The sequence below is a fragment of the Sphingomonas longa genome, from assembly GCF_016892685.1.
Lineage (GTDB): Bacteria > Pseudomonadota > Alphaproteobacteria > Sphingomonadales > Sphingomonadaceae > Sphingomonas > Sphingomonas longa.
Genome location: NZ_JAFEMC010000001.1, coordinates 80030 through 106335 on the forward strand (window position 1 = coordinate 80030; position 26306 = coordinate 106335).

General features: G+C 65.8%; 25 protein-coding genes and 1 tRNA gene. 10 read left to right on the forward strand and 16 right to left on the reverse strand.

The window, feature by feature from the left end:
• On the forward strand, positions 1-1803 hold the full coding sequence (locus tag ILT43_RS00385) for an acyl-CoA dehydrogenase C-terminal domain-containing protein (RefSeq protein ID WP_204193140.1): 1803 nt from the start codon (positions 1-3) through the stop codon (positions 1801-1803).
• A gap of 211 nt (positions 1804-2014) precedes the next feature.
• On the opposite strand, the gene ILT43_RS00390 is transcribed toward ILT43_RS00385, so the two are convergent.
• From ILT43_RS00390 to ILT43_RS00400, 3 genes are read right to left on the reverse strand one after another with little or no spacing between them, the layout of a single operon-like run.
• Entirely contained in the window at positions 2015-3412 is a 1398-nt protein-coding gene (locus ILT43_RS00390; protein ID WP_204193142.1) for a cell wall hydrolase, read from the reverse strand.
• Between the two features lie 23 nt (positions 3413-3435).
• Entirely contained in the window at positions 3436-4356 is a 921-nt protein-coding gene (gene cysK / locus ILT43_RS00395) for a cysteine synthase A (RefSeq protein WP_204193145.1), read from the reverse strand.
• A complete protein-coding gene (locus ILT43_RS00400) occupies positions 4353-5633 on the reverse strand; it encodes an MFS transporter (protein WP_204193148.1) in 1281 nt (426 codons plus the stop codon). Before ILT43_RS00400 ends, cysK begins: the two co-directional genes overlap by 4 nt.
• A gap of 137 nt (positions 5634-5770) precedes the next feature.
• On the opposite strand from ILT43_RS00400, the gene pdhA reads away from it, so the two are divergent.
• Both pdhA and ILT43_RS00410 read left to right on the forward strand, forming a co-directional pair.
• Positions 5771-6817: a pyruvate dehydrogenase (acetyl-transferring) E1 component subunit alpha gene (pdhA, locus tag ILT43_RS00405; protein WP_343283940.1), complete on the forward strand. Its 1047-nt coding sequence runs from the start codon at positions 5771-5773 to the stop codon at positions 6815-6817.
• Position 6818: 1 nt separating this feature from the next.
• Positions 6819-8252 (forward strand): pyruvate dehydrogenase complex E1 component subunit beta, encoded by a 1434-nt coding sequence (locus ILT43_RS00410; RefSeq protein ID WP_204193151.1) that lies wholly within the window; start codon positions 6819-6821, stop codon positions 8250-8252.
• A gap of 72 nt (positions 8253-8324) precedes the next feature.
• Here the strand turns inward: ILT43_RS00410 and ILT43_RS00415 are convergent, their stop codons facing one another.
• The 3 genes from ILT43_RS00415 to ILT43_RS00425 are packed head-to-tail and all read right to left on the reverse strand — an operon-like array spanning position 8325 to position 10719.
• Positions 8325-9725, reverse strand: coding sequence for a TadE/TadG family type IV pilus assembly protein (locus tag ILT43_RS00415; RefSeq protein WP_204193153.1), 1401 nt, complete (start codon positions 9723-9725; stop codon positions 8325-8327).
• Entirely contained in the window at positions 9719-10240 is a 522-nt protein-coding gene (locus tag ILT43_RS00420) for a TadE/TadG family type IV pilus assembly protein (RefSeq protein ID WP_204193155.1), read from the reverse strand. The genes ILT43_RS00415 and ILT43_RS00420 overlap by 7 nt, the downstream gene beginning before the upstream one ends.
• Positions 10237-10719: a TadE/TadG family type IV pilus assembly protein gene (locus tag ILT43_RS00425; RefSeq protein WP_204193158.1), complete on the reverse strand. Its 483-nt coding sequence runs from the start codon at positions 10717-10719 to the stop codon at positions 10237-10239. Before ILT43_RS00425 ends, ILT43_RS00420 begins: the two co-directional genes overlap by 4 nt.
• A gap of 76 nt (positions 10720-10795) precedes the next feature.
• Between ILT43_RS00425 and ILT43_RS00430 the strand changes: the two genes are divergently transcribed.
• Together ILT43_RS00430 and ILT43_RS00435 are read left to right on the forward strand one after the other, a co-directional pair.
• Complete coding sequence (locus ILT43_RS00430) at positions 10796-11551, forward strand: squalene/phytoene synthase family protein (RefSeq protein WP_204193160.1); 756 nt, start codon at positions 10796-10798, stop codon at positions 11549-11551.
• A 53-nt stretch (positions 11552-11604) separates the two neighbouring features.
• Positions 11605-12069, forward strand: coding sequence for an EF-hand domain-containing protein (locus tag ILT43_RS00435; RefSeq protein ID WP_239473837.1), 465 nt, complete (start codon positions 11605-11607; stop codon positions 12067-12069).
• On the opposite strand, the gene trmFO is transcribed toward ILT43_RS00435, so the two are convergent.
• Entirely contained in the window at positions 12002-13372 is a 1371-nt protein-coding gene (trmFO, locus tag ILT43_RS00440; protein WP_204193164.1) for a methylenetetrahydrofolate--tRNA-(uracil(54)-C(5))-methyltransferase (FADH(2)-oxidizing) TrmFO, read from the reverse strand. The two genes, ILT43_RS00435 and trmFO, sit on opposite strands and share 68 nt — an antisense overlap.
• A gap of 148 nt (positions 13373-13520) precedes the next feature.
• Here trmFO and ILT43_RS00445 point away from each other — a divergent pair, with 148 nt between their 5' ends.
• Positions 13521-13964, forward strand: a complete 444-nt coding sequence (locus ILT43_RS00445; RefSeq protein WP_204193166.1) for a DUF488 domain-containing protein — start codon at positions 13521-13523, stop codon at positions 13962-13964.
• Between the two features lie 5 nt (positions 13965-13969).
• Here the strand turns inward: ILT43_RS00445 and ILT43_RS00450 are convergent, their stop codons facing one another.
• From ILT43_RS00450 to yaaA, 6 genes are all read right to left on the reverse strand, one after another.
• Entirely contained in the window at positions 13970-14260 is a 291-nt protein-coding gene (locus ILT43_RS00450; RefSeq protein ID WP_204193168.1) for a hypothetical protein, read from the reverse strand.
• A gap of 43 nt (positions 14261-14303) precedes the next feature.
• A complete protein-coding gene (locus ILT43_RS00455) occupies positions 14304-14651 on the reverse strand; it encodes a DUF952 domain-containing protein (protein WP_204193169.1) in 348 nt (115 codons plus the stop codon).
• Complete coding sequence (gene gyrA, locus ILT43_RS00460; protein ID WP_425530279.1) at positions 14648-17458, reverse strand: DNA gyrase subunit A; 2811 nt, start codon at positions 17456-17458, stop codon at positions 14648-14650. The genes ILT43_RS00455 and gyrA overlap by 4 nt, the downstream gene beginning before the upstream one ends.
• Before the next feature lie 159 nt (positions 17459-17617).
• A complete protein-coding gene (locus ILT43_RS00465) occupies positions 17618-17929 on the reverse strand; it encodes a hypothetical protein (protein WP_204193171.1) in 312 nt (103 codons plus the stop codon).
• 402 nt (positions 17930-18331) lie between these two features.
• On the reverse strand, positions 18332-19012 hold the full coding sequence (locus ILT43_RS00470) for an SDR family NAD(P)-dependent oxidoreductase (RefSeq protein ID WP_204193173.1): 681 nt from the start codon (positions 19010-19012) through the stop codon (positions 18332-18334).
• Positions 19009-19749: a peroxide stress protein YaaA gene (yaaA, locus tag ILT43_RS00475; RefSeq protein WP_204193175.1), complete on the reverse strand. Its 741-nt coding sequence runs from the start codon at positions 19747-19749 to the stop codon at positions 19009-19011. The genes ILT43_RS00470 and yaaA overlap by 4 nt, the downstream gene beginning before the upstream one ends.
• 213 nt (positions 19750-19962) lie before the next feature.
• Here yaaA and ILT43_RS00480 point away from each other — a divergent pair, with 213 nt between their 5' ends.
• On the forward strand, positions 19963-21249 hold the full coding sequence (locus tag ILT43_RS00480; protein ID WP_204193177.1) for a hypothetical protein: 1287 nt from the start codon (positions 19963-19965) through the stop codon (positions 21247-21249).
• A 71-nt stretch (positions 21250-21320) separates the two neighbouring features.
• Here the strand turns inward: ILT43_RS00480 and ILT43_RS00485 are convergent, their stop codons facing one another.
• Positions 21321-21788 (reverse strand): Lrp/AsnC family transcriptional regulator, encoded by a 468-nt coding sequence (locus ILT43_RS00485; protein WP_204193179.1) that lies wholly within the window; start codon positions 21786-21788, stop codon positions 21321-21323.
• Between the two features lie 219 nt (positions 21789-22007).
• Here ILT43_RS00485 and ILT43_RS00490 point away from each other — a divergent pair, with 219 nt between their 5' ends.
• Both ILT43_RS00490 and ILT43_RS00495 read left to right on the forward strand, forming a co-directional pair.
• Entirely contained in the window at positions 22008-23711 is a 1704-nt protein-coding gene (locus ILT43_RS00490; protein WP_204193181.1) for a sensor histidine kinase, read from the forward strand.
• Positions 23708-24694, forward strand: coding sequence for a polysaccharide deacetylase family protein (locus ILT43_RS00495; RefSeq protein ID WP_204193182.1), 987 nt, complete (start codon positions 23708-23710; stop codon positions 24692-24694). Before ILT43_RS00490 ends, ILT43_RS00495 begins: the two co-directional genes overlap by 4 nt.
• On the opposite strand, the gene ILT43_RS00500 is transcribed toward ILT43_RS00495, so the two are convergent.
• Positions 24691-25050, reverse strand: coding sequence for a Rieske (2Fe-2S) protein (locus ILT43_RS00500; RefSeq protein WP_204193184.1), 360 nt, complete (start codon positions 25048-25050; stop codon positions 24691-24693). The two genes, ILT43_RS00495 and ILT43_RS00500, sit on opposite strands and share 4 nt — an antisense overlap.
• 88 nt (positions 25051-25138) lie before the next feature.
• On the opposite strand from ILT43_RS00500, the gene ILT43_RS00505 reads away from it, so the two are divergent.
• Positions 25139-25215, forward strand: a tRNA-Pro gene (locus ILT43_RS00505).
• Positions 25216-25324: 109 nt separating this feature from the next.
• Here ILT43_RS00505 and ILT43_RS00510 read toward each other — a convergent pair.
• Positions 25325-26146 carry a hypothetical protein gene (locus tag ILT43_RS00510; RefSeq protein ID WP_204193185.1) on the reverse strand — a complete coding sequence of 274 codons (822 nt, stop codon included), beginning with the start codon at positions 26144-26146 and terminating at the stop codon, positions 25325-25327.
• Positions 26147-26306: the final 160 nt, after the last annotated feature.

Here is a 26306-nt window from a genome sequence, read left to right on the forward strand (position 1 = left end):
ATGCCGCAGTACACGCCCCCCGTCCGCGATACGCGTTTCGTGCTGGAGCACGTCGTCGGCCTCGATCGGCATGCCGATGTGGAGGGTTTCGCCAATGCCACGCCCGATACGGTCGACGCCGTGCTGGAAGAGGGCGGCCGCTTCGTCGCGGAGGTGCTGTTCCCGCTGAACCAGATCGGCGACCTGCACGGCTGCACCCGCGCCGACGACGGCAGCGTCACGGCACCGCCGGGCTTCAAGGACGCGTATCGCCAGTTCGTCGAGTCGGGCTGGGGCACGCTCAGCGCGCCGGAGGCGTTCGGTGGGCAGGGGATGCCGCACGTCGTCTCGACCGCGTTTCAGGAATACATGATCTCCGCCAACATGGCCTTCGCCATGTATCCCGGCCTGGCTCACGGGGCGATCGCGGCGCTGGTGGTGAAGGGTAGCCCTGAACAGCATGCCAAGTATCTGCCCCGCATGGTGTCCGGCGAATGGGGCGGCACGATGAACCTGACGGAGCCGCAGTGCGGCACCGACCTGGGCCTGATCCGCACCCGCGCGGAGCCGCAGGCGGACGGCAGCTACAGCATCAGCGGCACCAAGATCTTCATCTCGGCGGGCGAGCACGACCTGACCGACAACATCATCCACCTCGTCCTCGCCAAGACACCCGGCGCACCGGACAGCAGCAAGGGCATCTCGCTGTTCGTCGTGCCGAAGGTGATGGTGGAGGACGATGGTTCGCTCGGCGCGCGCAACGCGGTGACGTGCGGCTCGATCGAACACAAGATGGGCATCCACGGCAATTCGACCTGCGTCATGAACTATGACGGCGCGACCGGTTGGCTGGTCGGCGAGGAGATGAAGGGGCTGGCCGCAATGTTCATCATGATGAACGCGGCGCGGCTCGGAGTCGGTCTGCAGGGGCTGGCGGTAGCCGAAACCGCATACCAGAACGCGGTCCATTACGCCCGGGACAGACGCCAGGGCCGCGCGCTAACTGGTCCGGCCGAGCCTAACGAAAAGGCAGACACGCTGTTCGTGCATCCCGACGTTCGCCGGATGCTGATGGAGGCGAAGGCGTGGACGGAGGGTCTGCGAGCCCTGTGCCTGTGGGGCGCGCTTCAGGTGGACCTGGAGCACAAGGCGGGTACCGATGAGGAGCGCCAGATCGCAGCGGACCTGATCGGCCTGCTGACCCCGGTCATCAAGGGCGTCGGCACCGACAAGGGATACGAGATCGCCACGACGGCGCAGCAGGTTTACGGCGGCCACGGCTACATTCGCGAATGGGGTATGGAGCAATATGTCCGCGATGCCCGCATCGCCCAGATATACGAGGGGACGAACGGCGTGCAGGCGATGGACCTCGTCGGCCGCAAGTTGGCGCAAAACGGGGGTCGCGCGGTGCAGGCGTTGTTCCGCATCGTGACGGAGGAAATCGCGGCGGCCAAAAGCGACGCAGCGACTGCCGACTATGCGACCCGGCTGGAGCGCGCGCTAAACGAGCTTCAGGCGGCGACGATGTGGTTCATGGCGAACGGCATGAAGGACCCGAACAACGTCGGCGCCGGCGCGACCGCGTACATGCACCTGATGGGTTTGGTCGCGACAGGCCTGATGTGGCTGCGCATGGTCGTGGCCGCGACGGCACTGAAAACGGCGGGTGAGGGCGATGCCGCCTTCCTCGACGCCAAGCTGGTCACCGCCCGGTTCTTTGCTGAGCGTATTCTGCCGGACGCGGGCGCGCTGCGCCGCAAGATCGAGGGCGGTGCCGAGGCGGTGATGGCGTTGCCGGAGGAGATGTTCCTCGCAGCTTGATGCGGGTGAGGAGCAGCCGGTGCGAGGTGTAGCTCGGCTTTGGCGTCGAACTTGGCCATGTATCGCTAGAGAGCGTCATCAGCGAAAGCTGATATCGTCCAGTGGCTTGCCGGCTTGCACCGTCGCGGAAAATGCCAGCTTTCGCTGAAACCGCGGAGGGGCGGGGACGGCACCAGCTTTGTCGGAATAGTGGGTCGGGGCGTTGCCTGGACTATTCCCGAGACTGGCCGATCTGCGCTGTCGTAGAAGCTCCCAGCCTCTGCTGGGCTGACGCAGGGGGCGGGGACGGGGCGCCGGACTTGGTCGGGGTCGCGCGTGATGTGGGGCGAGAAGCTTCGGGTGCCGTTGCGTCCTTCGCGGCTGTGGGCCGCACCGGCTTCGTCGCGTCATTGCCGGTCGAACGACGTACGCCGGTCAGGTCCGACACGGTTCTGGTCGGTGACGGCTGCGGGGTCGGCGTTGCGGTCGGTGCCGGACCCGCCGCCGGCAGCGTCAGGACCTGCTGGCGCATGCAACTCCGCGGATCGGGGCGCTTGACGATACGGCAATTCCACAGCGTCCGTTCGAACCCGAAACCTCGATCGCGCAGGTAGCTGAAGGTCATCGTCGCGACCTGTTCGGGCTCCAGCGGTAGGGCCGTCGGTGTCTTCTCCGTCCAGGCGGAAAACTTGCAGACCGGTCGATCGCCGCAGGCTTGTGTCGCCAGTTGCGGCCAAGCCTCTGGTGCCATACCTGCGGGCAACGTCACGAGGAACGTCGTCGGATCGCTTGCCAGAGGTTGGGGAGCATCCTTGCCCAACACAGCGGCACTTTCGGCCAATGCGCTCGTCGCCTCCGCCAGCGCCGCTGCGGTCTTGTGCGCGTCCGAGAACGGGGCAAGGGCGGCGATCACCGGCTCTGCGCCGGCGATGCCGCGATTGAAAGCGGGTGGCGTGCCCCACCAGCCCGACCAGCGGAAGAACAAGTGGCTGTGGACGGCGGCGATCTTATCGAGGCTCGACTGCCAATAGGGCACCACCCAGTCGGTATGATAATGCGTGGCATAGCCGACCTTGCGGTAGACGGTGCCCGACAATGCCGCGGCGGCTATCTTGCGCGCGGCGGTCCACAGCGCCTCGGGCGGCGTCCAGCGGGTCAGGGCACCGTCGCAGCTAAAGCTGAACTGGCAACCGGTGCGCCGCTCCTGACCCTCGAACACGACGCCGCACACGGTCTTCGGGAAGGCGGGGTGGCGGATGCGATTGATGACGACCTGCGCCACCGCGCGTTGCCCCTCCGGGTCCGCGCCGGCCTCGTACAAGAGCGCGGTGGCGAGGCAATCGGTCGCGCGGGCGCGGTTCTCGGCGTCTTCCGGGAGGCGGAACGGGCGCGCAGCCGGGATCGGATCGCGCGAGAACGGCACCGATGCGTTGAAGGCACGGGCTTCGTTGGCCGGCAAGTCGACGAACTCGACCGGCTCGACCGGCGGCAGCACCGTCTGCGGCACGACCTTGGTTGCGAGGCGCAGTTTCGGCGCGCGGACGTGGGGGATCGTCGGCGCGTTCAGTACGACCAGCGTCGGGATCGCCAGCGCCAGCACGGCGACGATCAGCAGGACGGCCCGGAGCAATGCTCCAGGCGCAGCTTGAGGTGTCACTGTTCGGGCAGGAAGTCCGGGACCGACAGATACCGCTCACCCGTGTCGTAGTTGAAGCCGAGCACGCGCACATCGTCGGGCAGATCGGGTAGTTTCTGCAGGATCGCCGCCAGCGTTGCACCGGACGAGATGCCGACCAGCATGCCTTCTTCACGCGCAGCGCGGCGGGCCATGTCCTTGGCCACGTTAGCATCGACCTCGATCACGCCGTCCAGCGTCTGCGTGTGCAGGTTGGCGGGGATAAAGCCCGCGCCGATGCCCTGAATCGGGTGCGGCCCCGGCTGGCCGCCGGCGATCACCGGGCTGGCGGCGGGTTCGACGGCATAGACCTTCAGGTTGGGCCAGACCTTCTTCAGCGTCTCCGCGACACCGGTGATGTGGCCGCCGGTCCCGACGCCGGTGATGATGACGTCGATCGGGGTGTCGGCGAAATCCTCCAGAATTTCCTGCGCGGTGGTGCGGGTATGGATCTCGATGTTCGCGGGGTTCTCGAACTGCTGCGGCATCCACGCGCCGGGTGTTTCCCCGACGATCTCCAGCGCGCGTTCGATCGCGCCCTTCATGCCCTTTTCACGCGGCGTCAGGTCGAAGCTGGCGCCGTAGGCCAGCATCAGGCGGCGACGCTCCAGAGACATCGACTCGGGCATGACGAGGATGAGCTTGTAACCCTTGACCGCCGCGACCAGTGCGAGGCCGATGCCGGTGTTGCCGCTGGTCGGTTCGACGATCGTGCCGCCGGGCTTCAGGTCACCGGAAGCCTCCGCCGCCTCGACCATCGCCAGCGCGATGCGGTCCTTGATCGAGCCGCCGGGGTTCGACCGTTCCGACTTGATCCACACTTCGGAATTCGGGAACAGGCGCTGGACGCGGATGTGCGGCGTGCGACCGATCGTGTCGAGGATCGTGTTGGCCTTCATGGCTGGGCTACTCCGTGCTGCGGTTCGATGGCGAGATTGTCTGGCGGGTCAAAGGTCCGCGCGCGCTTCAGTTCCGGGAACAGCCGCGCCCACAGAAGTGTGACGGCGATCGCGCCGACGCCGCCGAACACGACCGCGCCGACCGGCCCGAGCAGGGAGGCGAGGAGGCCGCTCTCCGCCTCGCCGAGTTCGTTGCTGGCGGAGATCGTCAGCTGCGACACGGCGCTGACACGGCCGCGCATGTGATCGGGAGTGTGGAGCTGGATCAACGAGGAGCGGACATAGACCGAAACCATGTCGGCACAGCCGGCGACGACCAGCGCGACGAGGCTCAGCCAGAAATTGGTCGAGAGCCCGAACGTCAGGATCGCGAGGCCGAACACGACCACGGCGATCAGCATCTTCACGCCGACATTCGACGTCATTGGCCGGATCGAGAAGAAGATCGCGGTGGACGCAGCGCCGATACCCATGCCGGCGGCGAGGAAGCCCAGCCCCTGCGACCCGACGTGCAGGATGTCGCGGGCATAGATCGGCAGCAGTGCGGTTGCGCCGGCCAGCAGTACCGCGAACAGGTCCAGCGTGATCGCCGCCAGCACCAGCCGGTTGCGGCGGACATAGGCGAAGCCTTCGAGGATGCGGATCAGCGGCCGGCGGTCGGTCTGCGCAGGTGGCTGCGGTACCGGGCCGATCAGGAAGATCGCGCCGAGCGCCACCACGAACAGTGCCGATATGGTGCCATAGGCGACGTCGGGATGGATCGCGAACAGCAATCCGCCAACCGACGGGCCTGCGATCGTACCGACCTGCCACGCGATCGAACTCACTGCGATTGCGGTAGGCAGCGACTCGCGCGGCACGAGATTGGGGGCGAGCGCGGAATAGGCGGGGCCGGAGAAGGCGCGGGCGATGCCGATGAAGATCGCGGCCCCGAACAATGCCGGCAGCCCCAGCATCCCCGCCCAGGTGAAGACGCCGAGCGTCCCCGCGGTCAGCACCAGCAGTCCGGTGGTGAAGCGCACGATCCAGCGCCGGTCGACACTGTCCGCGACCAGTCCGACCAGCGGCGTCAGCAGGAACAGCGGCACGAACTGCGCGACGCCGATCATGCCGAGCAGGAACGCCGCCTCCCGGATCGACATCGTTTCGCGCGCCAGGCTGTACACTTGCCAGCCGATCACGATCGCCAGCGCGCTGAGCGCGACCGTTCCGGTGAACCTTGACAACCAATAGGCGCGGAAGTTGGCGATCCGGAGCGGGTGGAGCGGTTTATCCATCGATCACGGGCTGTAGTCGCCCGGCCGAGCGGCGCGCAAGCCGACTTCCTGTATCGATCGCCCAAGCGCGGATTGATGTTGCAGCGCGACCGGTTCTATAGGCACCCCCTGATCCCTTACGGAAACGAGGAAGTTTCGTGGCCAAAGCCCCCGCTCGCGCGATTGCCGACCCACCCATTCCCAACCGCGAGCGCCCGGGCGAACCGCTCCCGTTCGAAGCGACGAAGGAGCAGTTGCTCGATTTCTACAAACAGATGCTGCTGATCCGCCGCTTCGAGGAAAAGGCCGGACAGCTTTACGGCCTCGGCCTGATCGGTGGTTTCTGCCACCTGTATATCGGTCAGGAGGCGGTCGCGGTCGGTCTTCAGTCGGCGCTCGACGGCGACAAGGACTCGGTCATCACCGGATACCGCGACCACGGCCACATGCTCGCCTACGGCATCGATCCGCAGGTCATCATGGCCGAACTCACGGGGCGTGCCGCCGGCATCTCCAAGGGCAAGGGCGGGTCGATGCACATGTTCTCGACCGAGAAGCGCTTCTATGGCGGGCACGGCATCGTCGGCGCTCAGGTGTCGCTGGGCGCCGGCCTCGCGTTCAAGCACAAATACAGCGGCGACGGCGGCGTCTGCATGGCGTATTTCGGCGACGGCGCGGCTAACCAGGGCCAGGTCTACGAAGCGTTCAACATGGCCGAGCTGTGGAAGCTGCCGATCATCTTCGTGATCGAAAACAACCAGTATGCGATGGGCACCAGTGTGAACCGCGCCTCCGCCGAGGATCAGCTTTATCGTCGCGGCGAGAGTTTCCGCATTCCCGGCATTCAGGTCGACGGCATGGACGTGCTGGCGTGCCGCGGTGCCGCCGAGACGGCGCTGGAGTGGGTGCGCGCGGGCAAGGGTCCGGTCATCCTCGAGATGAAGACCTATCGCTATCGCGGTCACTCGATGTCTGACCCGGCCAAGTATCGCAGCCGCGAGGAAGTGCAGGCGGTGCGCGACAAGTCCGATCCGATCGAACACGTGAAGCAGTTGCTCGCGGCGCAGGGCGTGAAGGAGGAGGATCTGAAGACCGTCGAACAGGCGATCCGCAAGACCGTCAACGAAGCGGCGGATTTCGCCGAAAGCACGCCCGAGCCGGATCCGGCCGAGCTGTATACCGACGTGCTGGTGGAGACGTACTGAGATGCCGATCGAGATCAAGATGCCCGCGCTGTCCCCGACGATGGAGGAAGGCACGCTGGCGAAATGGCTGGTCAAGGAAGGCGATAGCGTCAAATCCGGCGACATCATGGCCGAGATCGAGACTGACAAGGCCACGATGGAGTTTGAAGCCGTCGACGAAGGCACGGTCGCGCGGATCGTCATCGCCGAGGGTACCGATAACGTGAAGGTCGGCACCGTCATCATGACGCTGGCCGCTGAGGGCGAGGACGCCTCTGCGGCACCCGCCGCGCCCGCGACCAAGGACGACAGCCCGAGCCCGGACGCCAAGGCCGACGAACGGAAGCCGGCCGATACCGTCGAAGACTCCGCGCATCCCGCGCAGGAGAAGGTCGACACCGGCGTGCGCCAGATGTTCGAGGCGGCTGGCCACACCGCCGAGATTACCGACCCGCAGGTGCCCGAGGGCACCGAAATGGTGAAGACCACGGTTCGGGAGGCGTTGCGCGATGCGATGGCCGAAGAGATGCGCGCTGACGATCGCGTGTTCGTGATGGGCGAGGAAGTCGCGCAGTATCAGGGCGCGTACAAGGTCACGCAGGGATTGCTGGACGAGTTCGGCGACCGTCGCGTCATCGACACGCCAATCACCGAATACGGCTTCGCCGGCGTCGGCACGGGCGCGGCGATGGGCGGACTGAGGCCGATCGTCGAGTTCATGACGTTCAACTTCGCGATGCAGGCGATCGACCACATCATCAATTCGGCCGCCAAGACCAACTATATGTCCGGCGGTCAGATGCGCTGCCCGATCGTGTTCCGCGGCCCCAACGGCGCGGCCAGCCGCGTCGGTGCGCAGCACTCGCAGAATTACGGCCCGTGGTACGCCAGCGTCCCCGGCCTGATCGTCATCGCACCGTATGACGCGGCCGATGCGAAGGGCTTGTTGAAGGCGGCGATCCGCAGCGGCGACCCGGTCGTGTTCCTGGAAAACGAGCTGCTCTACGGCCGCAGCTTCGACGTTCCCAAGGTGGACGACTGGGTTCTGCCGATCGGTAAGGCGCGGATCATGAAGCCGGGCAAGGACGTTACGATCGTCAGCTATTCGATTGGCGTCGGGCTGTCGCTCGAAGCCGCTGACAAGCTGGCGGATGAGGGCATCGATGCGGAGGTCATCGACCTGCGCACGCTGCGGCCGCTCGACACGAAGGCCGTGCTCAAGTCGCTGGCGAAGACGAACCGGCTGGTCGTGGTCGAGGAGGCTTGGGCGACCTGCTCGATCGCGTCCGAGATCGCGGCGGTGGTGATGGAGGAGGGCTTCGACGATCTCGACGCTCCCGTCCTGCGCGTGACGAACGAGGATGTGCCGCTGCCCTATGCCGCCAATCTCGAAAAGCTGGCCCTGATCGACTCCGCCCGCATCGTCGCGGCGGTGAAGAAGGTCTGCTATCGCTAAACGCGACTGCTCGATCGGTAGCGCAAAAACCCCCGCCGGCGACAGCGGGGGTTTTTCGTTGCGCGTATCCTATCAGCGAATGATCGTGGGTGTCTGGGTCGCCTGACGGAAGAGGTTCTGCATGGCGGCGTGGATCGTGGGTTCGTCGGAAGCCTCGAAGAACCAGCCAGGACTCGCGCATTTTTCGAGATTGGGTTTGATATCTTTCGCGATGGGCTGCACCAGTTTGATGTATTCGTCGCGCAACGCGGTACTATTGGGCTTCGTGGGATCGGCCTTTGTCGGGAGAAAAGTCGTGTAGACGATCCCGACCGTCACCCCTTTTTGTTTGTAGGCGTCGCAGCTGGCGGGATTGATCGGCGCTGTGCAGTGACCGTAGGTGCAGTTGCCTTCGATATCGGTGACGCCGTCCGTGACCATGAAAAAGAACTTACGGGCCTTCGCCTGCGTCGTCCCGTCATCGACGCTGGTGCTCGTAGCCTTGATATAGGGCAGAACAAAATTGGCGGTGGTCGGCAAATCCGTGTCGCCGAAGCCGATCGCCCCATCATTGTCGCTGAGCGTGAGCGAGCTGACCTTGCTGCGCACGCTGGCGAGATCGGTCGTCAGCTTTACGTATTCGTCGACGCCTATGTTCCAGCGGCCGGAGTTCTTCCCAATCCGGTAGAGGCCGAACTGATAGGTCTGGTCGTTGCCTTGGCCGGCAACGGCCGTATCGATCATGTCCATCGTGGCTTCGCGCAGTACGTCGATTCGCATCTTGGCATCCACCATATGCGCGATTTGCTCCATCGAGTATCTCTCGTTGGGATCTTTGGCGTGACAGCCGAACTGACAACCTCGATTATTATAGAACTTGGTTGCATTCCAGAGTTTCAGCGCTTCGGCATCCGTCGCGGCCAAGCCCATCGACTGCGAAGTATCAAGCGCGAGATGGATGTCGATGTATGGCGCGATCGTGGTCTTGGCGGTCGCGGAGCCGCCGATGTCCAGCGTGGCTTTGCCAAGAATGCCCGAGAAGCCGTTGGCGGACGTCGCATTGTACGTGACCACGACGGTCCTGCTGAGCGGGCGCGAAAATGGCACGATTGGTGTGCCACTGGCCGGACAGACGATCGTGACCGGGATACCGATCGGCAGCGTGTCGGTGACCGTGATCGTCAGGCCGGACGCACGCGTCGTGTCGATCGCCAAGCCGGGGATGGCGGTGGACTGACTTTCGAACGTACTGCGCGCGGCCTTGCACGCCACATCCATCGTGTTCTTCATCATCGGCGCAGTGACGCCGGCGAGCGACGCCGCATCGGTCACCGCGTTGAGCCGTGTCTGAAGCCGCATCGCGCCCGCGTAATCGATGCCCATGCCCGTCGCGAAGGTGAGCGGGATCATGGAGAAGGCGAAGATCATCAGCATGTTGCCACGCCGGTCCCGGCGCAGCTCGGCCAGGCGGCGAAGGATCGCGTGCGTCAGCATGTCGAGCAATCCACGTAAGTCGATTTGCGGGGAACCATGAACAGCGACTGGGTGAAGTTGATCGGCCAGGCGAACTGGCCGCCGATCGGGCGATAGTCGTACGCGACTTCGCCAAGCACATAGTAGCTGTTGGCGATCCTCATTGCGGCGGGCAGACCGGTGAAGGTGCCGGTCGGGCGCTCGACCCCATTCTTGGTGACGCTCCAGACCACGGTGACGTTTCTGGCGGCATCGACCTTGATCAGGCTGACGCGGGACTGGGCCGCCACGACGTCATACGGGGCCATGATCTGGGTCGACGCGTCAAGGATCGTACCGACCTCCGCCGCACTGATCGTGTCGTAGCGCGACACGAGATCGGCGATGGAGCGCGCGACGATCGTTACGCGTCTTTGACATGCGGAGGCTTGGGTCAGCTGATACCCGCCGAGAAACAGCGTGATCAGGATCGGCAGGACCATCGCGAATTCGACCATCGCCATCCCGCGGGCATTATTGCGCAGCGAGCGGATCATGACCGGTAAGGCTCCGACTTGAACACCATCGTGCCGATCAACAGGCGCTTGCCCCGACCGGCGTTGGAGAAGTCGAGGCTCAGCGGACCGAGCTGCACGTTCCAGAAGTACATGAGCCGGACGATCATGATCGACTGGCTGCCGCCCGAATTGAACTGCCACGCGTTCGAAACCGTGCCGTCGGGATTATAGGTGATGCCGGGCGTGTCGGTGTCGATATTGGAGAAGTCGGTGGCGGTTCGCACGTCGACGATCAGGTTGTTGCAGTCGAAGATGCGCGGCATCTGTCCGCAGGCGTAGGTGCGGAACTGGGCGGCGCTCATCGCTGCCTGCTTGGCTTGCCCGGTCATGATGTAGCGAGCGCCGGCCTCCGCGCCGGTCTGGAGAGCCTGCTGCGCGAAGAAGATCAGGACGGTCTGTGCACAGGCGATCAACAATGCGAAGAAGGCGGAAGCACAGATCGCGAATTCTACCGCCACCGCCCCGCGGCGGTCTGCAAGCAGACCCTTGCGGGGGAACCACCCAAGGGGGTTCGTGAGAAACGGGCGGAAGTACATGAGTCCGCCTTATCCTGTGTTAGTAAAGATTCGGTTCGAAAGCCTCATCCTTCAGGAAAACATGAACTACGGTCAGAATAGCCAAGTTGATGCAACGCACGCCGCTGATATCGCGCGACGTTTGACCATGGCGCATATGCCGGTCGCCCGACGCCCGGCAGTGGAGGCGGTCTTGGCGCTCGACAGCGCGTTGGGTCAAATCCTGCGCACGACTCGCGAGCCGATGATCGGACAGATGCGACTGACGTGGTGGCATGGGGCGCTGAGCGACCTTGACGACAAGGCACCGCCTGCGCAGCCGGTGTTGCAGGGGTTGGCGACGGACGCGCTGCCTGCGGGTGTGTCCGGGGCTAAGCTCGCCGCGATGGTGGAGGGGTGGGAGGTGCTCCTGGAACCCGACCTGGACGCGCCGGCGCTGAACCGGTTTGCGGAGGAGCGCGGTGGTCGGCTGTTCCAGCTGCTCGCGACGATCGTGGCTCCCGGAGAAGGGGATCGGCGCGGAGCCACTATGGCGGGCGAGGGATGGGCGTTAGCCGATCTCGTACCGCGGCTGACGGATCAGCTCGCGTCGGCCAAGGCACGGACACTGGCTGAACAGCGATTTGACGCCGCGTTCTCAATGCGCTGGCCAAGACGTTTGCGACCATTGGCAACGCTGGCACTCGTGGCGCGGGCTGCACTGGCCGCCCCCGACAGGCTTCCCGGTCCTGCGCTGGCGTTCCGTTTGATCCGGCACCGACTGACAGGGACGTAGCGCACTCAAGAAAACTGCTTTAGCCTGCGCATCTTTGATGTGGGGGTGGTCTGATGTGGCGATACATGGCGGGCGGTGTGGCCGGGCTGGCGGCGTTGGCGGCGGGCGTGATGGCGTGGGATCGCGGCGGCGCTGCGTCGGAGCGGTTACTGCCGTCCGCGCCCGCGGCGCAAAGCCGGGCCGCGGCAACCGACACCGCCCCGGTCCCGGAGGCGACGGCTGAAACGCGCGAGCAGAAAAGGTTCGGACGGTATGACAAGGACCGCGACGGCGATGTCACGCGCGACGAATATTTGGCACAGCGGCGCAAGGCGTACGCCAAACTCGACGTGGACGGTGATGGCAAACTGTCGTTCGACGAATGGGCGGTGAAGGCAGCCACCAAGTTCGCCACTGCCGATCGTGACAAATCCGGCGGCATGACCGCCGCCGAATTCGCCACGACTGCGGTCAAGCGGAAGCCGAAACTGCGCTGTCCTCCCGCTGGGGAGCGGGAGCCGGCGGCGGAGGAGAGTTGAGCCATTCCGCCAGTGCGGCCCGGCCCCGGTCGGTATACATGCGCTTGCGATCCGCCTTCTTTGTTCGGCCGGGGATCGGCGGAAACAGGCCGAAATTGACGTTCATCGGCTGGTACGTCTCCGCCTCAGCGCCACCGGTGATATGGCCGAGCAGCGCGCCGAGCGCAGTCTCCACCGGCGGCGGCGGCAAGGTTTCTCCACGCAACTCCGCCGCCGCGAACCGCCCCGCGAGCAGGCCGATCGCCGCACTCTCGATATAGCCCTCGCACCCGGTGATCTGCCCGGCAAAGCGGATGTTGGGGCGGGATTTCAGCCGCAACGTCGGGTCGAGCAGTTCAGGCGAGCGGATGAAGGTGTTGCGGTGGAGCCCGCCCAGCCGCGCGAACTCCGCGTTCTGCAGGCCGGGGATGGTGCGGAACAGGCGCACCTGCTCGGAATGCCTGAGCTTGGTCTGGAACCCGACGATGTTCCACAACGTGCCTTGCGCATTATCCTGCCGCAACTGAACGACGGCATACGGCCAGCGGCCGGTCCGCGGATCGTCGAGGCCGACGGGCTTCATCGGGCCGTAGCGCAGCGTGTCGACGCCGCGTTCGGCCATCACCTCGATCGGCATGCACCCCTCGAAATAGGGCGTGTCCTTTTCCCAGTCCTTGAACGGGGTCTTTTCGCCCTCGACCAGGCCGGTGTGGAAGGCGAGATACTCGTCCTTCGTCATCGGGCAGTTGATGTAATCCTTCGTCTCGCCTTTGTCCCAGCGGCTGGCGAACCATGCCACGTCCATGTCGATGCTGTCGCGGTGGACGATCGGCGCGAGCGCGTCGAAAAAGGCGAGCGACTCCTTGCCCGTCGCGGCGCCGATCGCCTCCGCCAGCGAGGCGGCGGTGAGGGGGCCGGTGGCGAGGATCGTCGGCCCGTCCGGTAGCGTGTCGATCCGCTCACGGACCAGCGTAACGTTCGGATGATCGGCAAGCGCGGCGGTCACGCCGGCGGAATAGCCGTCGCGGTCGACCGCCAGCGCGGAGCCGGCGGGAACGCGATGCTTGTCCGCCTCGCGCAGGATCAGCGAGCCGAGGCCGCGCATCTCCTGATGTAACAGGCCAACGGCATTGGCCTCGGCATCATCGGAGCGGAAGCTGTTGGAGCAGACGAGTTCGGCGAGATCATCGGTCTGGTGGGCGGGTGTCCGCTCACCCGAGCCGCGCATTTCGGACAGGCGGACGCGAACGCCGGCCTCCGCCAGTTGCCAAGCGGCTTCGGACCCGGCGAGGCCGCCGCCGACGATGTGAATGTCGTGTGTCATGCCCGTCGTTCACCGCGATTGGTCCCAAAAGTCACGGGAAAACGCATGCAGCCGGGACCGATCGCTATGTCCGCCGCAGATGGATCGGCGCGGGAGCCAGGCGGCCAAGGTGGTTGAGCCGAGGCGTGTTCGTTGCCATCTCCGGACCATGAAGGTCTTCACCATCGGGTACGAAGCGACGACCGTCGCCGACTTCATCGCGGCGCTGGCGGCGGCGGGGGTCGAGCGGGTGATCGATGTCCGTGCACTGCCATTGTCCCGGCGGCCGGGCTTTTCCAAGTCGTCGCTCGCGGCGTCGCTGGGAGAGGCGGGGATCGAATATCGGCACCTTCGCGCATTGGGTACGCCCAAGCGGGGACGGGATGCGGCCAAGAAGGGCGATGTGGCAACGTTGGAGGCCGTCTACGCCGAACAGCTGGAACTGCCGGAGGCTCAGGCCGAGGCGGCGGTGATGCTCGCGCTGGCCGCCGAACGCCCCAGCGCGCTGGTATGTTACGAGCGTGATCCATGCCACTGCCACCGCACGCTGCTGATCGCGGCGATGCGGGGCGAGGTGGCGGACGGTATCGAGGTGGTGGACCTGTTCGCCTGACACGATCAGGCGGCAGGCTTCTTCGCCTTCGGTCCCGGCTTCGGTTTGCGTTTCGGCTTCTTCCGCTTGCCGCTGTCGCGGGAGGCGACGAACAGCCCGCCCGCGACGGCAGCGAGCCCAAGCCCCAGACCGGCGGCGAGCGCGATCAGGCCCATGTTTGGCGACTTGCCGGCGGGCGGGGTGGCGGCGACGCGCGGATCACCCGGCGGCGGTGCGTGCTCGGTGTGGGGCTTGGGTGGTGTCTGGAGCGGGTAGGGCGACTGATTGCCGGCGGGGACGGGAGGTGTGTGGGTCATGCAGGCCAAACCGGCGAAGGCGCGGTTCGGTTGCGCGCAGGCTTCAACCCGCGACGGGCAATTTCACCAAGCCATCGTCATCACGTTCGAGCGGCCCATAAGCGATGACCGTTTCCAGGAGCAGCGGGCCGTAAAGATGCGGGAAGAGCTGGCCGCCACGGCTTTCCTCCCACTTCAGCGATGCGTCGAAACTGCCGAGATCGACGGCAGCGACGTACAGGTCGTGCTGCCCGGCGAAATGCTTGTCGACCGTTTCCGTCAGTTGATCGGCGGTGGAGAGGTGGATGTAACCGTCCGCCACATCCACCGGTGCGCCGTCGAACCGGCCGTCCCGCTCCAGCGTCGCCATCTGGTCGGCGGTCAGCACCTTGTACGCCGTCTGGGTCGTCATTCCGCGTCGTCCCCGTCGTCAGTCTCGTCGACCTGCTCGTCCAGCGTCTGCGGGCCCGTACCATCGTCCAGCGTCAGCGCATCGTCGGCGGGTGCGGCGGGGCTGGCCGACAGTTCGTCGGCGACGATTGCCTCGGCTTCGTTCTCCGGCTCCTCCTCCTCGTCGATGCGCGCGGCGGAGACGACATGTTCGCCCTTGCCGACGCTGAACAGGGTGACGCCCTGCGTGTTGCGGCCGGTGACGCGGGTATCTCCGACCGACAGGCGGATCAGCTTCGCCTGATCGGTGACCAGCATCAGCTGCTCGCCCGAATGCGCAGGGAAGCTGGCGACGACCGGGCCGTTGCGGTCGGAGGTGACGATGTTGGTAATGCCCTGACCGCCGCGATTGGTGCGGCGATATTCGTAGGCGGAGGTGCGCTTGCCATAGCCGTTGGCGGTGACGGTGAGGATGAACTCCTCCGCTGCTTCGAACTCGGCCATGCGATCGGGTTCGAGGGTGATCTCGCGCTCGCCCTCCTTCCACGGCGCGGCCTTTAGATAGGCCTCGCGCTCGGCCGGCGTCGCGTCGAAGCCGCGCAGGACGGAGAGCGAGATGACCTCGTCTCCGTCCGCCAGGCGCGCACCACGAACGCCGGTCGAATCGCGGCTCTGGAACTCACGCACGTCGGTGGCGGAGAAGCGGATCGCGCGCCCCTGACGCGTCGCGAGCAGGACGTCGTCCTCCTCGGTCAGCAGCGATACGCCGATCAGGCGATCGTCGGAGCCTTCGTCGAAGCGCATCGCGAGCTTGCCGGAGGTGCGAATGCTCGCGAACGCGTCCATGCTGTTGCGGCGCACCGACCCCTTCGCGGTGGCGAACATGACGTGCAGGTCGCCCCAGCGCAGCTCGTCCTCTGGTAGCGGCAGGACGGTGGAGATCGTCTCTCCCGGTGCCAGCGGCAGCAGGTTGACCATCGGTCGGCCGCGGGTGGCCGGGCCCCCCTCGGGCAGGCGCCAGACCTTCAGGCGGTACACCTTGCCGGCGGTCGAGAAGAACAGGACGGGCGTGTGCGTCGAGGTGACGAACAGGCTGGTGACGGCATCCTCGTCTTTCGTCGCCATGCCGGCGCGGCCCTTGCCGCCGCGGCGCTGCGAGCGGAAGGTGTCGAGCGGGGTACGCTTGATATACCCCTCCATCGTCACGGTGACGACCATGTCCTCACGCTCGATCAGGTCCTCGTCGTCGATACCATCGGCGGCGGCGGCGATCTCCGTGCGGCGCGGCGTCGCGAACTGGTCGCGGATCGCCTTCAACTCGCCGCGCATGACCTCGTACAGCTTCACGCGATTGGCGAGGATTTCGAGCAACTCGCCGATCGAGTCGGCCAGCGTCTTCAACTCGTCGCCGATTTCGTCACGGCCGAGCGCGGTGAGGCGGTGGAGACGCAGGTCGAGGATCGCGCGGACCTGTGCATCGGACAGGCGATAGACGTCGCCGACATGGTCGACCTCGACCGCCTCGACCAGCCGCAGGTACGGCGCGATCTCCGCGACCGGCCATTCGCGCGCCAGCAACGCCATGCGCGCGGCGGTGGGGCTGGACGATCCGCGGATGATCCGCACCATTTCGTCCAGGTTAGTGACGGCGATGACGAGGCCCAGCAACAGGTGCGCGCGGTCCCGCGCCTTCGCCAGTTCGAACTTCGAGCGGCGGGTGATGACCTGCTCGCGGAAGTCGATGAACGCGGCGATGATATCGCGCAGGTTGAGCAGTTCTGGCCGACCGCCGCGGATCGCGAGCATGTTGGCGGGAAACGACCCCTGTGCGGGCGTGTGCCGCCACAGCTGGTTGAGCACGACCTCCGCCGTGGCATCACGCTTCAGATCGATGACGATCCGCACGCCCTCGCGGTTCGACTCGTCGCGAATGTCGCTGACGCCTTCGATCCGCTTTTCCTTGGCGGCCTCGGCGATCTTTTCGACCAGCGCGTTCTTGCCCTGCTGGTACGGGATTTCGGTGAGGATGATCGACTGGCGATCGCCGCTCTTCGTCTCGATCTTGTAGCGCGAGCGGACGATGATCGAGCCGCGGCCGGTGCTGTACGCGGAGCGCGCACCGGCGCGGCCGAGGATGATCGCGCCGGTCGGGAAGTCCGGACCCGGAACGATCTCGGTCAGTTCCTCCGACGTGATCGCGCCATTGTCGAGGTATGCGAAGCACGCATCGATGACTTCGCCCAGATTGTGCGGCGGGATGTTGGTCGCCATGCCGACCGCGATGCCGCCGGCGCCATTGACCAGCAGGTTCGGGAACTGCGCGGGCAGCACCGACGGCTCGCGCTCCGAACCGTCATAGTTCGGCGTGAAATCGACCGTATCCTTGTCGAGCCCGTCGAGCAGCGAATTGGCGACCTTGGCCAGCCGCGCCTCGGTGTAGCGCATCGCGGCGGGCGGATCGGGATCCATCGAGCCGAAGTTGCCCTGACCGTCGATCAGCGGCACCCGCATCGACCAGTCCTGCGCCATCCGCGCGAGGGCGTCGTAGATCGCGCTGTCGCCGTGCGGGTGGTATTTACCCATCACGTCACCGACGATGCGCGCCGACTTGCGATACGCCTTGCCCGCGACGAAGCCGCTTTCGTACGCCGAGTAGAGGATGCGGCGATGCACCGGCTTCAGTCCGTCGCGAACGTCGGGCAGCGCGCGCGCGACGATGACGCTCATCGCATAGTCGAGGTAGCTCGACTTCATCTCGTCGACGATGGAGATCGTCGGCATGCCATCGGGATTGGCGGGAGGATCGGCGAGGACGATGTCGTCGGCCAAGGTCAGTATCCGGATCGTTACAGGGGTGTGGCAGTCCTAGGTCGTCCGGCAGCCATTGTCCACGCGTGCGCGCGCGTGCGAGGTGCGGATCGGAATCGTTCGGCCCACGCACGCGTACGGGGAGGCGCGTGCGTGGGCGGTGGGGAACGGGGTAGGTCTTCAGCCCTTGCAGGCGGCCTTCGCCTTGTTGCCGGGCTTGCGGCAGTCGTAGGTCACGGTCTTGCCGGTCGATGTCTTGGTCGTGACCATGCGGCCGCCCGGCGTGTGCACGACGGCGGCGGTGCGCGTTGCGGTGGCGACGCGCGCCGAAGTCGGCTTGCCGGCGACCTTGGTCGTGACCGCGCGCTGTTTGGTGACGACGTGGGCGGTGGTAGCGGGATGCGCCGCCTGCGGAGTGGCGGCAGCCACGGCGGCGGCTCCCGACGCGATCGACGCAGCGGCGAGCAGGGCGAAGGGGAGCGACTTGGTCATCGAAGCGATCCTTGTTCCGGTTGGATAAGGCGACGACGCCGCCGGGAGAACGACGCCGTCTAGGGCCCCTATCGGCTCCGGCGGATGGCGGGTGCTTGGCGGGGAGGTGACAAAATGGTCACGAGTGCAGGTGTTTAGGACGCGTGTGAGCCGTTGCCCGCACCTCCACCCGGCGGAGGCCGGGGTCCAGTTGCCGGCGGCTTCGTGCACCTCTCGACGTTTGCCGAGCTTGAACGCCGGCACCCGCCGGAGGGGTTTATGTTGATGCACTAAGCGAGACGGCCGATGCGCTTCGTCATGCCCGGGCCTGTCCAGGCATCCACGGTGCCGCGTATTCGTCGATCGTTTTTCGCGGGCGGGTGGATGCCGGGACAAACCCGGCATGACGGGGAAGGGCGCCCGTTACGGCGTGACTTCCTTGCCCTCCCAGTCGAACAGCTTGCCCGTGTCCGGCGCCTTCAGCGCGTCGAGTACGTCGAGCAACTGCACCGCGGCGCGAGATGGCGTGAAGAGCTGGTCGGCGCGGACGTTGCCCTGAAACGGCTTCGACAGCGCCGTGTCGACGGTCCCCGGGTGCAGCCCGACGACGATGCTGCGATCGTTCCGCCGTTTTTCCTCGATCGACACGGTGCGGACGAACTGGTTGAGCGCGGCCTTCGCCATGCGATAGCCATACCAACCACCCAGCCGGTTATCGCCGATACTGCCGACCCGCGCGGACAGGGCTGCGAACACGCAGCGGCCCGTCTTCGGCATCTTCGGCAGCAGGTGCTTGGCGACGAGCGCCGGGCCGATCGTGTTGATCGCATATTGGCGCATCAGCCATTCGGCGTCGAGCGCGGCGAGCCCCTTTTCGGGCGATCGCTCGTCCTCGTGCAGCAGACCGGTGGCGAGGAAGACCAGGGTCGGTGGCGTCGTCAGCGACGCGGCGGCGGCGGCGATGCTCGCCTCGTCGGTCAGGTCGAGATGGTCAGGCCCGATGAAGCTGCGGGCGAAGCCGCGGACGGCAATTTCCTCGTCCCGCAGCGCCTCGACCATTGCTGCGCCGATGCCGCCAGACGCCCCTATGACGATCGCCGTCATCGCGAAAATCTCCATCGGGTGTCGTCGCTCTCGTCCGCGACGAAGCGATAGCCATCGGTGTCGAAGCCCTTCATCGCCTCGACATCGGCGACGCGGTGCTCGACCAGCCAGCGCGCCATCATCCCTCGCGCCGTCTTCGCGTGGAAGCTGACGAACCGGTCGCCGTCGCGGAAATCCACGGCGATCACGCGGACATCGGCGGGCAACCGGCCCTCTACCGCCGCCCAATATTCCTGGCTGGCGAGATTGAGGACTGTGCCGGAACCTTCCTTTTCCAGATCCCCGGCGAGCGCATCGGCGATGCGATCCTGCCACCAGTCGGTCAGCTTCGCCTTTCGCGGTGCCCAGCGAGTGCCCATCTCCAACCGGTAGGGCTTCATCGCGTCGAGTGGCCGCAACAGCCCGTAAAGCCCCGACAACATACGCAGATGGTCCTGAGCGTAATCGACCGACGCCTCGTCGAGCGTGGCGGCATCCAGCCCGGTATAGACGTCGCCGGCGAAGGCGTAGAGCGCCGGCCGTTCCTGTGCGCCAGCGAAGTCGCGGAATCGATCGGCGTTCAGCTTCGCCAACGCGGGCGAGATATGCATCAACTCGCGCAGACGCTTCTGCGGCAGCCGCGCCGCGGATCGGGCGAGGCTGGCCGCCTCCTCCGCGAAGCGGGGCTTCGTCGGCGTGACCGGCGGCAGCTTCGTGTCGTAGTCCAGCGTTTTGGCGGGCGAGATGACGGCGATCATCGTCGGCGGTTAGCGGGGGTGGCGCGTCGGTTCAATCGGAGCCTTGAAGCGGGTGTTCAATCGCGGTTCAGCGCATTTCCCGGAAGGAACCAACATCCTCGCACTTGCTTGAAGGGGTGAGGCGGCATCGTTAATGACGCTTGCCACGCGACCCTTCCGGTCGGCAGATACGGTCAAACGGGGCTTAAATGCCCGATTGGAGAGACTTTCCCGATGAAGACGATCTCGAAGCTCGCGCTGGTGCTGGCGCTGACCGGTGTCAGCGGCCTTTCCCTGACGGTGCCCGCATCAGCGGCCAAGAAGGAAGAGAAGGCCGGCCCGAAGTACAGCCCGGAGGTCATGAAGGCCGCGCAGGTCGCGCAGCCGGCGATCGCCGCGAAGGATTTCGCCACCGCCGAAACCGCGCTGGGTCAGGTCGACGCCGCAGTGAAGACCGACGACGACAAGTATCTCGCCGCCGCTCTGCGCTACGACATGGAGAACCAGAAGCTGGTTCAGCAGCAGACCGCGAACCCGAATGCGCCGCTGAACGAGACCGCGCTGGCTGGACCGCTCGACGCGCTGATCGCCAATCCGCAGACGCCCGCCGCCGACAAGGCGAAGTACGCGTATCGCCGCGGCGCGCTGGCCTATAACGGCAAGCAGTACCCCGTCGCGCTCCAGTATTTCGCCCAGGCGAAGCAGCTCGGCTACACCGATCCGAACCTGAATCTTCAGATCACGCAGGCGAAGGTCAGCAGCGGTGACGTGGCCGGTGGCCTCGCCGACCTTCAGGAATCGATCAAGGCGCAGGTCGCCGCCGGTCAGAAGCCGCCGGAGGATTATTTCCGTTACGGCATCGCGCGTGCCAACCAGGCGAAGCTGCCGACGACCGGCGACTGGCTGCGTAGCTACGTCACCGCCTATCCAACGGCGAAGAACTGGCGCGACGTGATCGTGACCTACGGTCTGTCGGGGAATTCGATCGCCAAGCTGACCGACCCCCAGAAGATCGACCTGTTCCGCCTGATGCGCCAGACCAAGTCGCTGGCGGACCAGAACGACTATCTGGAATATGCCGACGACGTGCAGCGCCGCGGCCTGCCGAACGAGGCGCAGACCGTGCTGAAGGAAGGCATGGCGAACGGCAAGATCCCGGCCGGCAATACGCAGGCGAAGGATCTGCTGGCGGCGGCGACGACCTCGATCAAGGCGGACGGCCCGATCGCGCCGCAGGAGAAGCGCGCGACGGCGGCGGCGGACGGCAAGATCGCCGTTGCGACGGCGGATGGCTATCTGGGTCTGGAAAACTACACCAAGGCGGCGGAGCTGTACCGTCTGGCGCTGACCAAGGGCGGCGTTGATGCGGACGAGGTCAATACGCGTCTCGGTATCGCACTGGTCCGCGGCGGTGACCGCGAGGGCGCGAAGGCGGCGTTCGGGGCCGTCAAGGGCGCCCCGCGCACCGGCATCGCGCAGCTCTGGACCGCGTATCTGGAGGCTCCGGCGCCCGCCGCCTGAGCTGTCCGACTGGGCATTTAAAAGGGGACGGCAGCGATGCCGTCCCCTTTTTGCTGCCCGTTAGGGGCGTCCTATTCCTGCGGCACCGGCACGCCGGAAACCGACTTGGCGGTGCGGATCGTCAGCGAGGTCTTGACGCTGGCGACGTTCGGGGCCGGCGTGAGCTGCGTCGTCAACAGTTCCTGGAAACTCTTGAGGTCGGCAGCGACGATCTTCAGGATGAAGTCGATCTCGCCGTTCAGCATGTGGCATTCGCGGACTTCGGGGATCGCAGCGACGTGGTTCTCGAACGCGGTCAGGTCCGCCTCCGCTTGGCTGCGCAGCGACACCATTGCGAAGACGGTGATCGGGAAACCGAGCCGGGTCGCATCGAGGTCGGCATGATAGCCGCGGATGGCGCCGGCTTCCTCCAGCGCGCGGACGCGACGCAGGCAGGGCGGGGCCGTCAGCCCGACGCGATCCGCCAGCTCGACATTGGTCATGCGACCGTCCGCCTGTAGAAACGACAGGATCTGGCGGTCGATGCGGTCGAGAGACATACTGATACACTCCGTCAATCGTTCGATTCGGGTTATAAAGCCCCCTTTAGCGATAATATTGTTGCCAACAACCGCAATTGTCCCACTATGTGACGTGCCGAAATGGATCGTTCCGCAACGTCAGGATCATCGTTAAGGAAACGTTACGAACAAGCCTCCCGCCGTCTGGACCTCCATTTGCGCTTCGACGACAGCCTCCGCACCGTCCTATCCGCCGACATGGCGACCGGTTTTGGTGCGTCCGCGGCGTGGCGGCAACTGGTCGATTTGATGGGGCGCGGCCGGATTGCGGCGGACGATGCCGGATTGGCGCGCTTGCAAATGCTCCGGCCCGATGTGCCGATGAGCGTGCGTGCCGCGAGCGGGCGGGCACTGGCGTTCACCCGTCCTCCCGCCGAGCTCGTCGCGCTGTTCGCGGAGGACGAGCTGATGGTCGCCGCGCCGGTACTGCGGATGGCGGAATTGGATGCCGCTGCGTGGCTCGCACTGCTTCCGCGCCTGACGCCGCCGGGCCGCGCGGTGCTGCGCGGCCGACGCGATCTGCCCGCCCAGGTCGTGCGCGGGCTGGAGAGCTTCGGCAGCGTCGACTTCACGCTCGCCGATCAGCGACCCGTCGCTTCGGCTTCGCCGACGATCGTACCCGACGCTCCGCTGTCGCCCACCCCGTTCGTGATGCTGGGTGATGTCGCGCGTGGCTTGCCGCTGGTCGCCGAGGCGCTCCGCCGCGCGGAGGAGCCTCTGGTTGCGGATCCGGAACCCAGCTTCGCGATCAGCGACATCGTCGCACGGATCGATGCGTTTCGACGCGAACATCCGGCACCCGAGCAGGTAGAGGCTATCGCAGCGCCTGCCGGCTTCCGCTTCCTCACCGACGCCACCGGCGTGATCCGCTGGGTCGATGGCGTCGGTCGCGCTGGACTGGTCGGGGTCGGGCTGGCCCGACCGGGCCGGCAGGGGATGGTCAAGGTCGACGCCGGCATCGCCGCCGCACTGCGCCGCCGTGCACGCTTCGCCGACTTGCGATTGGAGATCGAAGGCGCAAGCGACGCGGCCGGGTCCTGGCGCGTCGCAGGCATGCCCGATTTCGACCGCGGCACCGGCCGGTTCACCGGTTTCGCGGGCACTGCCCGCCGCCCGTTCCGCCACGAAAGCGCTGCTCCGGTCGAGCCGCGCCGCTCGCCGGCCTCGGACTCGCTGCGTCAGTTGGTGCATGAACTGCGGACGCCAGCCAACGCCGTCGCCGGCTTTTCGGAACTCATTTCCGCGCAACTGATGGGGCCGGTGCCGGAAACCTACCGCCAGCGGGCGGAACGGATCGGACAGCAGGCATCGGACCTGATCGCGGCGATCGACGATCTCGATACCGCCGCCCGCTTGGATAGCGCGGCGCTCGACTTGCGGCCCGCCGCTGTCGCGCTGCTTCCACTCGTGAAGCGGATCGCCGACGATCTCGACGCGCTGATCTCGACGCGGGGTGCGGTGCTGGCGTTCGATCTAGCCGACCTGACGCTGGACGCTGACGAACCCGCCGTCGAGCGCATTTTGGCCCGGCTGATCGCCACGCTGGTGGCGGCGACGGGCGCGGGGGAGCGGATCGGCGTCAGCGCGATCGCGGCGGGCGCGACGGCGTTAATCCTGATCGACCGCCCCCGGGCGCTCCGCGATCTGGTGGGGGAGGCGCTGTTCCGCCTGGACGATGGCGGCGACGCGGATGACATGGGCGCACCGTTGCTGGGGGCCGGCTTCACGCTGCGACTGGTCCGCAATCTCGCGGCGGAACTGGGCGGCTCGCTGACGATCGGCGCCGACCGCCTGACGCTGTCGCTGCCGGCGGTGCGGGACGCAGCCCTCGGGGATCCGGCGGTTCGCGACGAGGTCGTGGGACATGCCCCTTCGGGACAGGCGTCATCCGAACTACGGTGAGCGACGCGCCGTTCCGGGTGGCCGCAGCTCGTCCGGAGGAGCGGATCGCGTGGCCGAAGTCGTTCGGCACGCGGTTTTTGGTGACCGTGGACGTCGAGGAGGAGTTCGACTGGTCCGCCCCGCTCGATCGTATGCAGCGCGCGACGACCGCGCTGTCGGCGCTCCCCGACGCGCACCGCCGCTTTGCCGGCCGCGGCGTCGCGCCGGTGTACCTGATCGACCACCCCGTCGCGACCGATCCCGCCGCCGCACCGATGCTGCGCGAGATGCTGGCGGACGGACGGTCTGCGATCGGCGCGCAACTGCACGGCTGGGTCAATCCCCCCTTCGACGAACCCGATGCCGCCGCCGCCAGCTATCCGGGGATGCTGCCGGAGGCGCAGGAGGCGGCGAAGCTCGACGTGCTGACCGCCGCGATCGTCGCGGCGACGGGTGCGCGGCCGCTGGGCTATCGCGCGGGACGCTACGGTATCGGACCCCGCACGTTGCGGCTGCTCGCGACGCGCGGCTACCGCGTCGATAGCTCGATGCGCAGCGGCTATGATTATGCTGGGCAGGGTGGCCCCGATTTCACCGCGGTCGGCCCGCATGCGTTCCGGCGCGAGGACATGCTCGAACTGCCGCTGACGACCGTCTTCACGGGCGCGGCGCGGGCAGGGGGCGCCCGCCTGCACCGCGGGCTTGGCCGCTATGGGCGCGGCGCGTTCGCCCGCGCGGGCTTGCTCCAGCGCGTGGCGTTGACGCCCGAGGACATGCCGGTGGCGGCGGCGATCGCGGCGATCGACAGGGCGACGGCCGATGGCGTGCGGCTATTGACGCTGTCCTTCCACTCGCCGTCGCTGGTGCCGGGGCACACGCCCTACGTTCGCGACAGTGCCGATCTGGCTGCGTTCCATGATTGGTGGGATCGGGTGTTCGCACACCTCGACCACCGAGGCATCGCGCCCACGACCTTGGCGGAGGTAATCGCCGCCGCCGATTAAGCGGTCACGATCTGCCCCTCCGCAACCACGACCGGCCACGGCGTCAGCCGTTGCCCCGTGCACGGCCCGCCGACGCATTCGCCCGTGTCGATCCTGAACAGAGCCGAATGCCAGCTGCACGCGATCAGCGAGCCATCGGGCGTCAGATACTGGTCAAGCTGCTGCGCCATCGGCACGCCCATGTGCGGGCACCGATCGACATAGCCGAATACGGCCTCGCCCCGCCGCACGACGAAACCGTGGAAGCGCCCGGCACGAAGTTGCAGCACGAAATTGCGCGCCGCGCCGTCCGCGATCGTCGCCAGCGACCCCAACCCCACGCCCGCGGGCGTCGCGAATACCCTCTCGTCGCTCATAGGGGAGGGGTGGCGACGCGCATCGACGCTGTCAAACGACGATGCAGCTTGCCTTACCCGCCCCTTGGTGGCTAGGGCCACTCAGCGTCGGGGAGTGGCGCAGTCCGGTAGCGCGCCTGCTTTGGGAGCAGGATGTCGCAGGTTCGAATCCTGTCTCCCCGACCACTTTTCAAATATTCCTCCAACGACGTTTCGGGGGCGATTTATAGGCGGTTTACATCGAAGCGCGGCAGCGTGCATCGCGCCGGCCTAGCTCTTGGCGCGCTAACGCGCTTCAATCTGTGGCCCGGAGCGTGTCTCCGACGTAGGCAGACGCCCTTTGTTCGACCATGATGAGCGGTTTGAGACCAAGTTTCTGCGTGCCTTCGGGAGACGCTATGTTCGGCACGCCAAACTCTTGATCCTGTGGCGGTCGTTTAGGCCGGCTACCACTTAAGGTTTCTGTCAGAACCAGCCGAACCAAATCTCGGGCAGCCGTTAAATCGACCGGTCCGTTGATCGGCGCGTATGATCCCTCTGCATGACGGAAAGAGTTGGCTGTCCGCTTGGTTCTCTCAAGCTTGGCTTTAAGTGCAGGAAAGGACCTAAAAAACTTAGATTCGTTGCCATAATAACGTTTTAACGCCTCGATCGTTTTGTAGATTTCGAACCACCCACCCTCGGCGGAGAGTTCCGATGCGGCGATACGAAGTGGTGCGCTTGCACGGGCCGCGTCGACGAGATCTTTGAATTCAGCTGGCGAGGCATACTCGGCGGGATTGGTCCGGACATAGATACTAGATGAAGTTCGCTGCTGATCTATAAATCCATCTGCTCTAGAGAAAAATAGGGTCCCAAAACTGATCCTGAGCGAGCGATCTAGGACGTAAAGGCAACTTCGTAAAAGCGCTAGATCTTCCTCTGCGATCGTTTTTGCTTCCGAGTGTTCAGATGTAGCATCCCACCGGGAGCTCCGGAGGACTTTGCAGTCATCGAGGAGGGAAACAAAAAAGTCGTCAGGCGCACGTATCGAGCCATTGATTTTGTCTACCAGATTCGAAATATCAGCATCATAGCCAACTAGCTCGAACCCCCAATTCGAATAGAGCACGTTCATCGGCTTAGCTCCTACCACTGCACAGTAGGTGCCACCCTATACGTTTTAATTTGCTTAGCAAAGTTTGGGTTCCGCTGCACATCAGTCAGCAACAAGGAAGATTCTAGCCTTTCGCCGTGAAATAAAAAGCCTTGTCGGAATGACGGCTCTTTGTCTTGTT

Bases quoted from the DNA above. Each gene is read 5' to 3' on its own strand.
- ILT43_RS00420 (WP_204193155.1), bottom strand. From the start codon at position 10,240: ATGATCCGCTCGCTGCGCAATAATGCCCGCGGGATGGCGATGGTCGAA.
- ILT43_RS00485 (WP_204193179.1), bottom strand. From the start codon at position 21,788: ATGTCTCTCGACCGCATCGACCGCCAGATCCTGTCGTTTCTACAGGCG.
- ILT43_RS00430 (WP_204193160.1), top strand. From the start codon at position 10,796: ATGAGTCCGCCTTATCCTGTGTTAGTAAAGATTCGGTTCGAAAGCCTC.
- ILT43_RS00470 (WP_204193173.1), bottom strand. From the start codon at position 19,012: ATGACGGCGATCGTCATAGGGGCGTCTGGCGGCATCGGCGCAGCAATG.
- ILT43_RS00385 (WP_204193140.1), top strand. From the start codon at position 1: ATGCCGCAGTACACGCCCCCCGTCCGCGATACGCGTTTCGTGCTGGAG.
- ILT43_RS00480 (WP_204193177.1), top strand. From the start codon at position 19,963: ATGAAGACGATCTCGAAGCTCGCGCTGGTGCTGGCGCTGACCGGTGTC.
- ILT43_RS00410 (WP_204193151.1), top strand. From the start codon at position 6,819: ATGCCGATCGAGATCAAGATGCCCGCGCTGTCCCCGACGATGGAGGAA.
- trmFO (WP_204193164.1), bottom strand. From the start codon at position 13,372: ATGACACACGACATTCACATCGTCGGCGGCGGCCTCGCCGGGTCCGAA.
- cysK (WP_204193145.1), bottom strand. From the start codon at position 4,356: ATGAAGGCCAACACGATCCTCGACACGATCGGTCGCACGCCGCACATC.
- ILT43_RS00455 (WP_204193169.1), bottom strand. From the start codon at position 14,651: ATGACGACCCAGACGGCGTACAAGGTGCTGACCGCCGACCAGATGGCG.
- ILT43_RS00465 (WP_204193171.1), bottom strand. From the start codon at position 17,929: ATGACCAAGTCGCTCCCCTTCGCCCTGCTCGCCGCTGCGTCGATCGCG.
- ILT43_RS00445 (WP_204193166.1), top strand. From the start codon at position 13,521: ATGAAGGTCTTCACCATCGGGTACGAAGCGACGACCGTCGCCGACTTC.
- ILT43_RS00450 (WP_204193168.1), bottom strand. From the start codon at position 14,260: ATGACCCACACACCTCCCGTCCCCGCCGGCAATCAGTCGCCCTACCCG.
- ILT43_RS00500 (WP_204193184.1), bottom strand. From the start codon at position 25,050: ATGAGCGACGAGAGGGTATTCGCGACGCCCGCGGGCGTGGGGTTGGGG.
- ILT43_RS00400 (WP_204193148.1), bottom strand. From the start codon at position 5,633: ATGGATAAACCGCTCCACCCGCTCCGGATCGCCAACTTCCGCGCCTAT.
- ILT43_RS00490 (WP_204193181.1), top strand. From the start codon at position 22,008: ATGGCGACCGGTTTTGGTGCGTCCGCGGCGTGGCGGCAACTGGTCGAT.
- ILT43_RS00510 (WP_204193185.1), bottom strand. From the start codon at position 26,146: ATGAACGTGCTCTATTCGAATTGGGGGTTCGAGCTAGTTGGCTATGAT.
- ILT43_RS00435 (WP_239473837.1), top strand. From the start codon at position 11,605: ATGTGGCGATACATGGCGGGCGGTGTGGCCGGGCTGGCGGCGTTGGCG.
- yaaA (WP_204193175.1), bottom strand. From the start codon at position 19,749: ATGATCGCCGTCATCTCGCCCGCCAAAACGCTGGACTACGACACGAAG.
- ILT43_RS00415 (WP_204193153.1), bottom strand. From the start codon at position 9,725: ATGCTGACGCACGCGATCCTTCGCCGCCTGGCCGAGCTGCGCCGGGAC.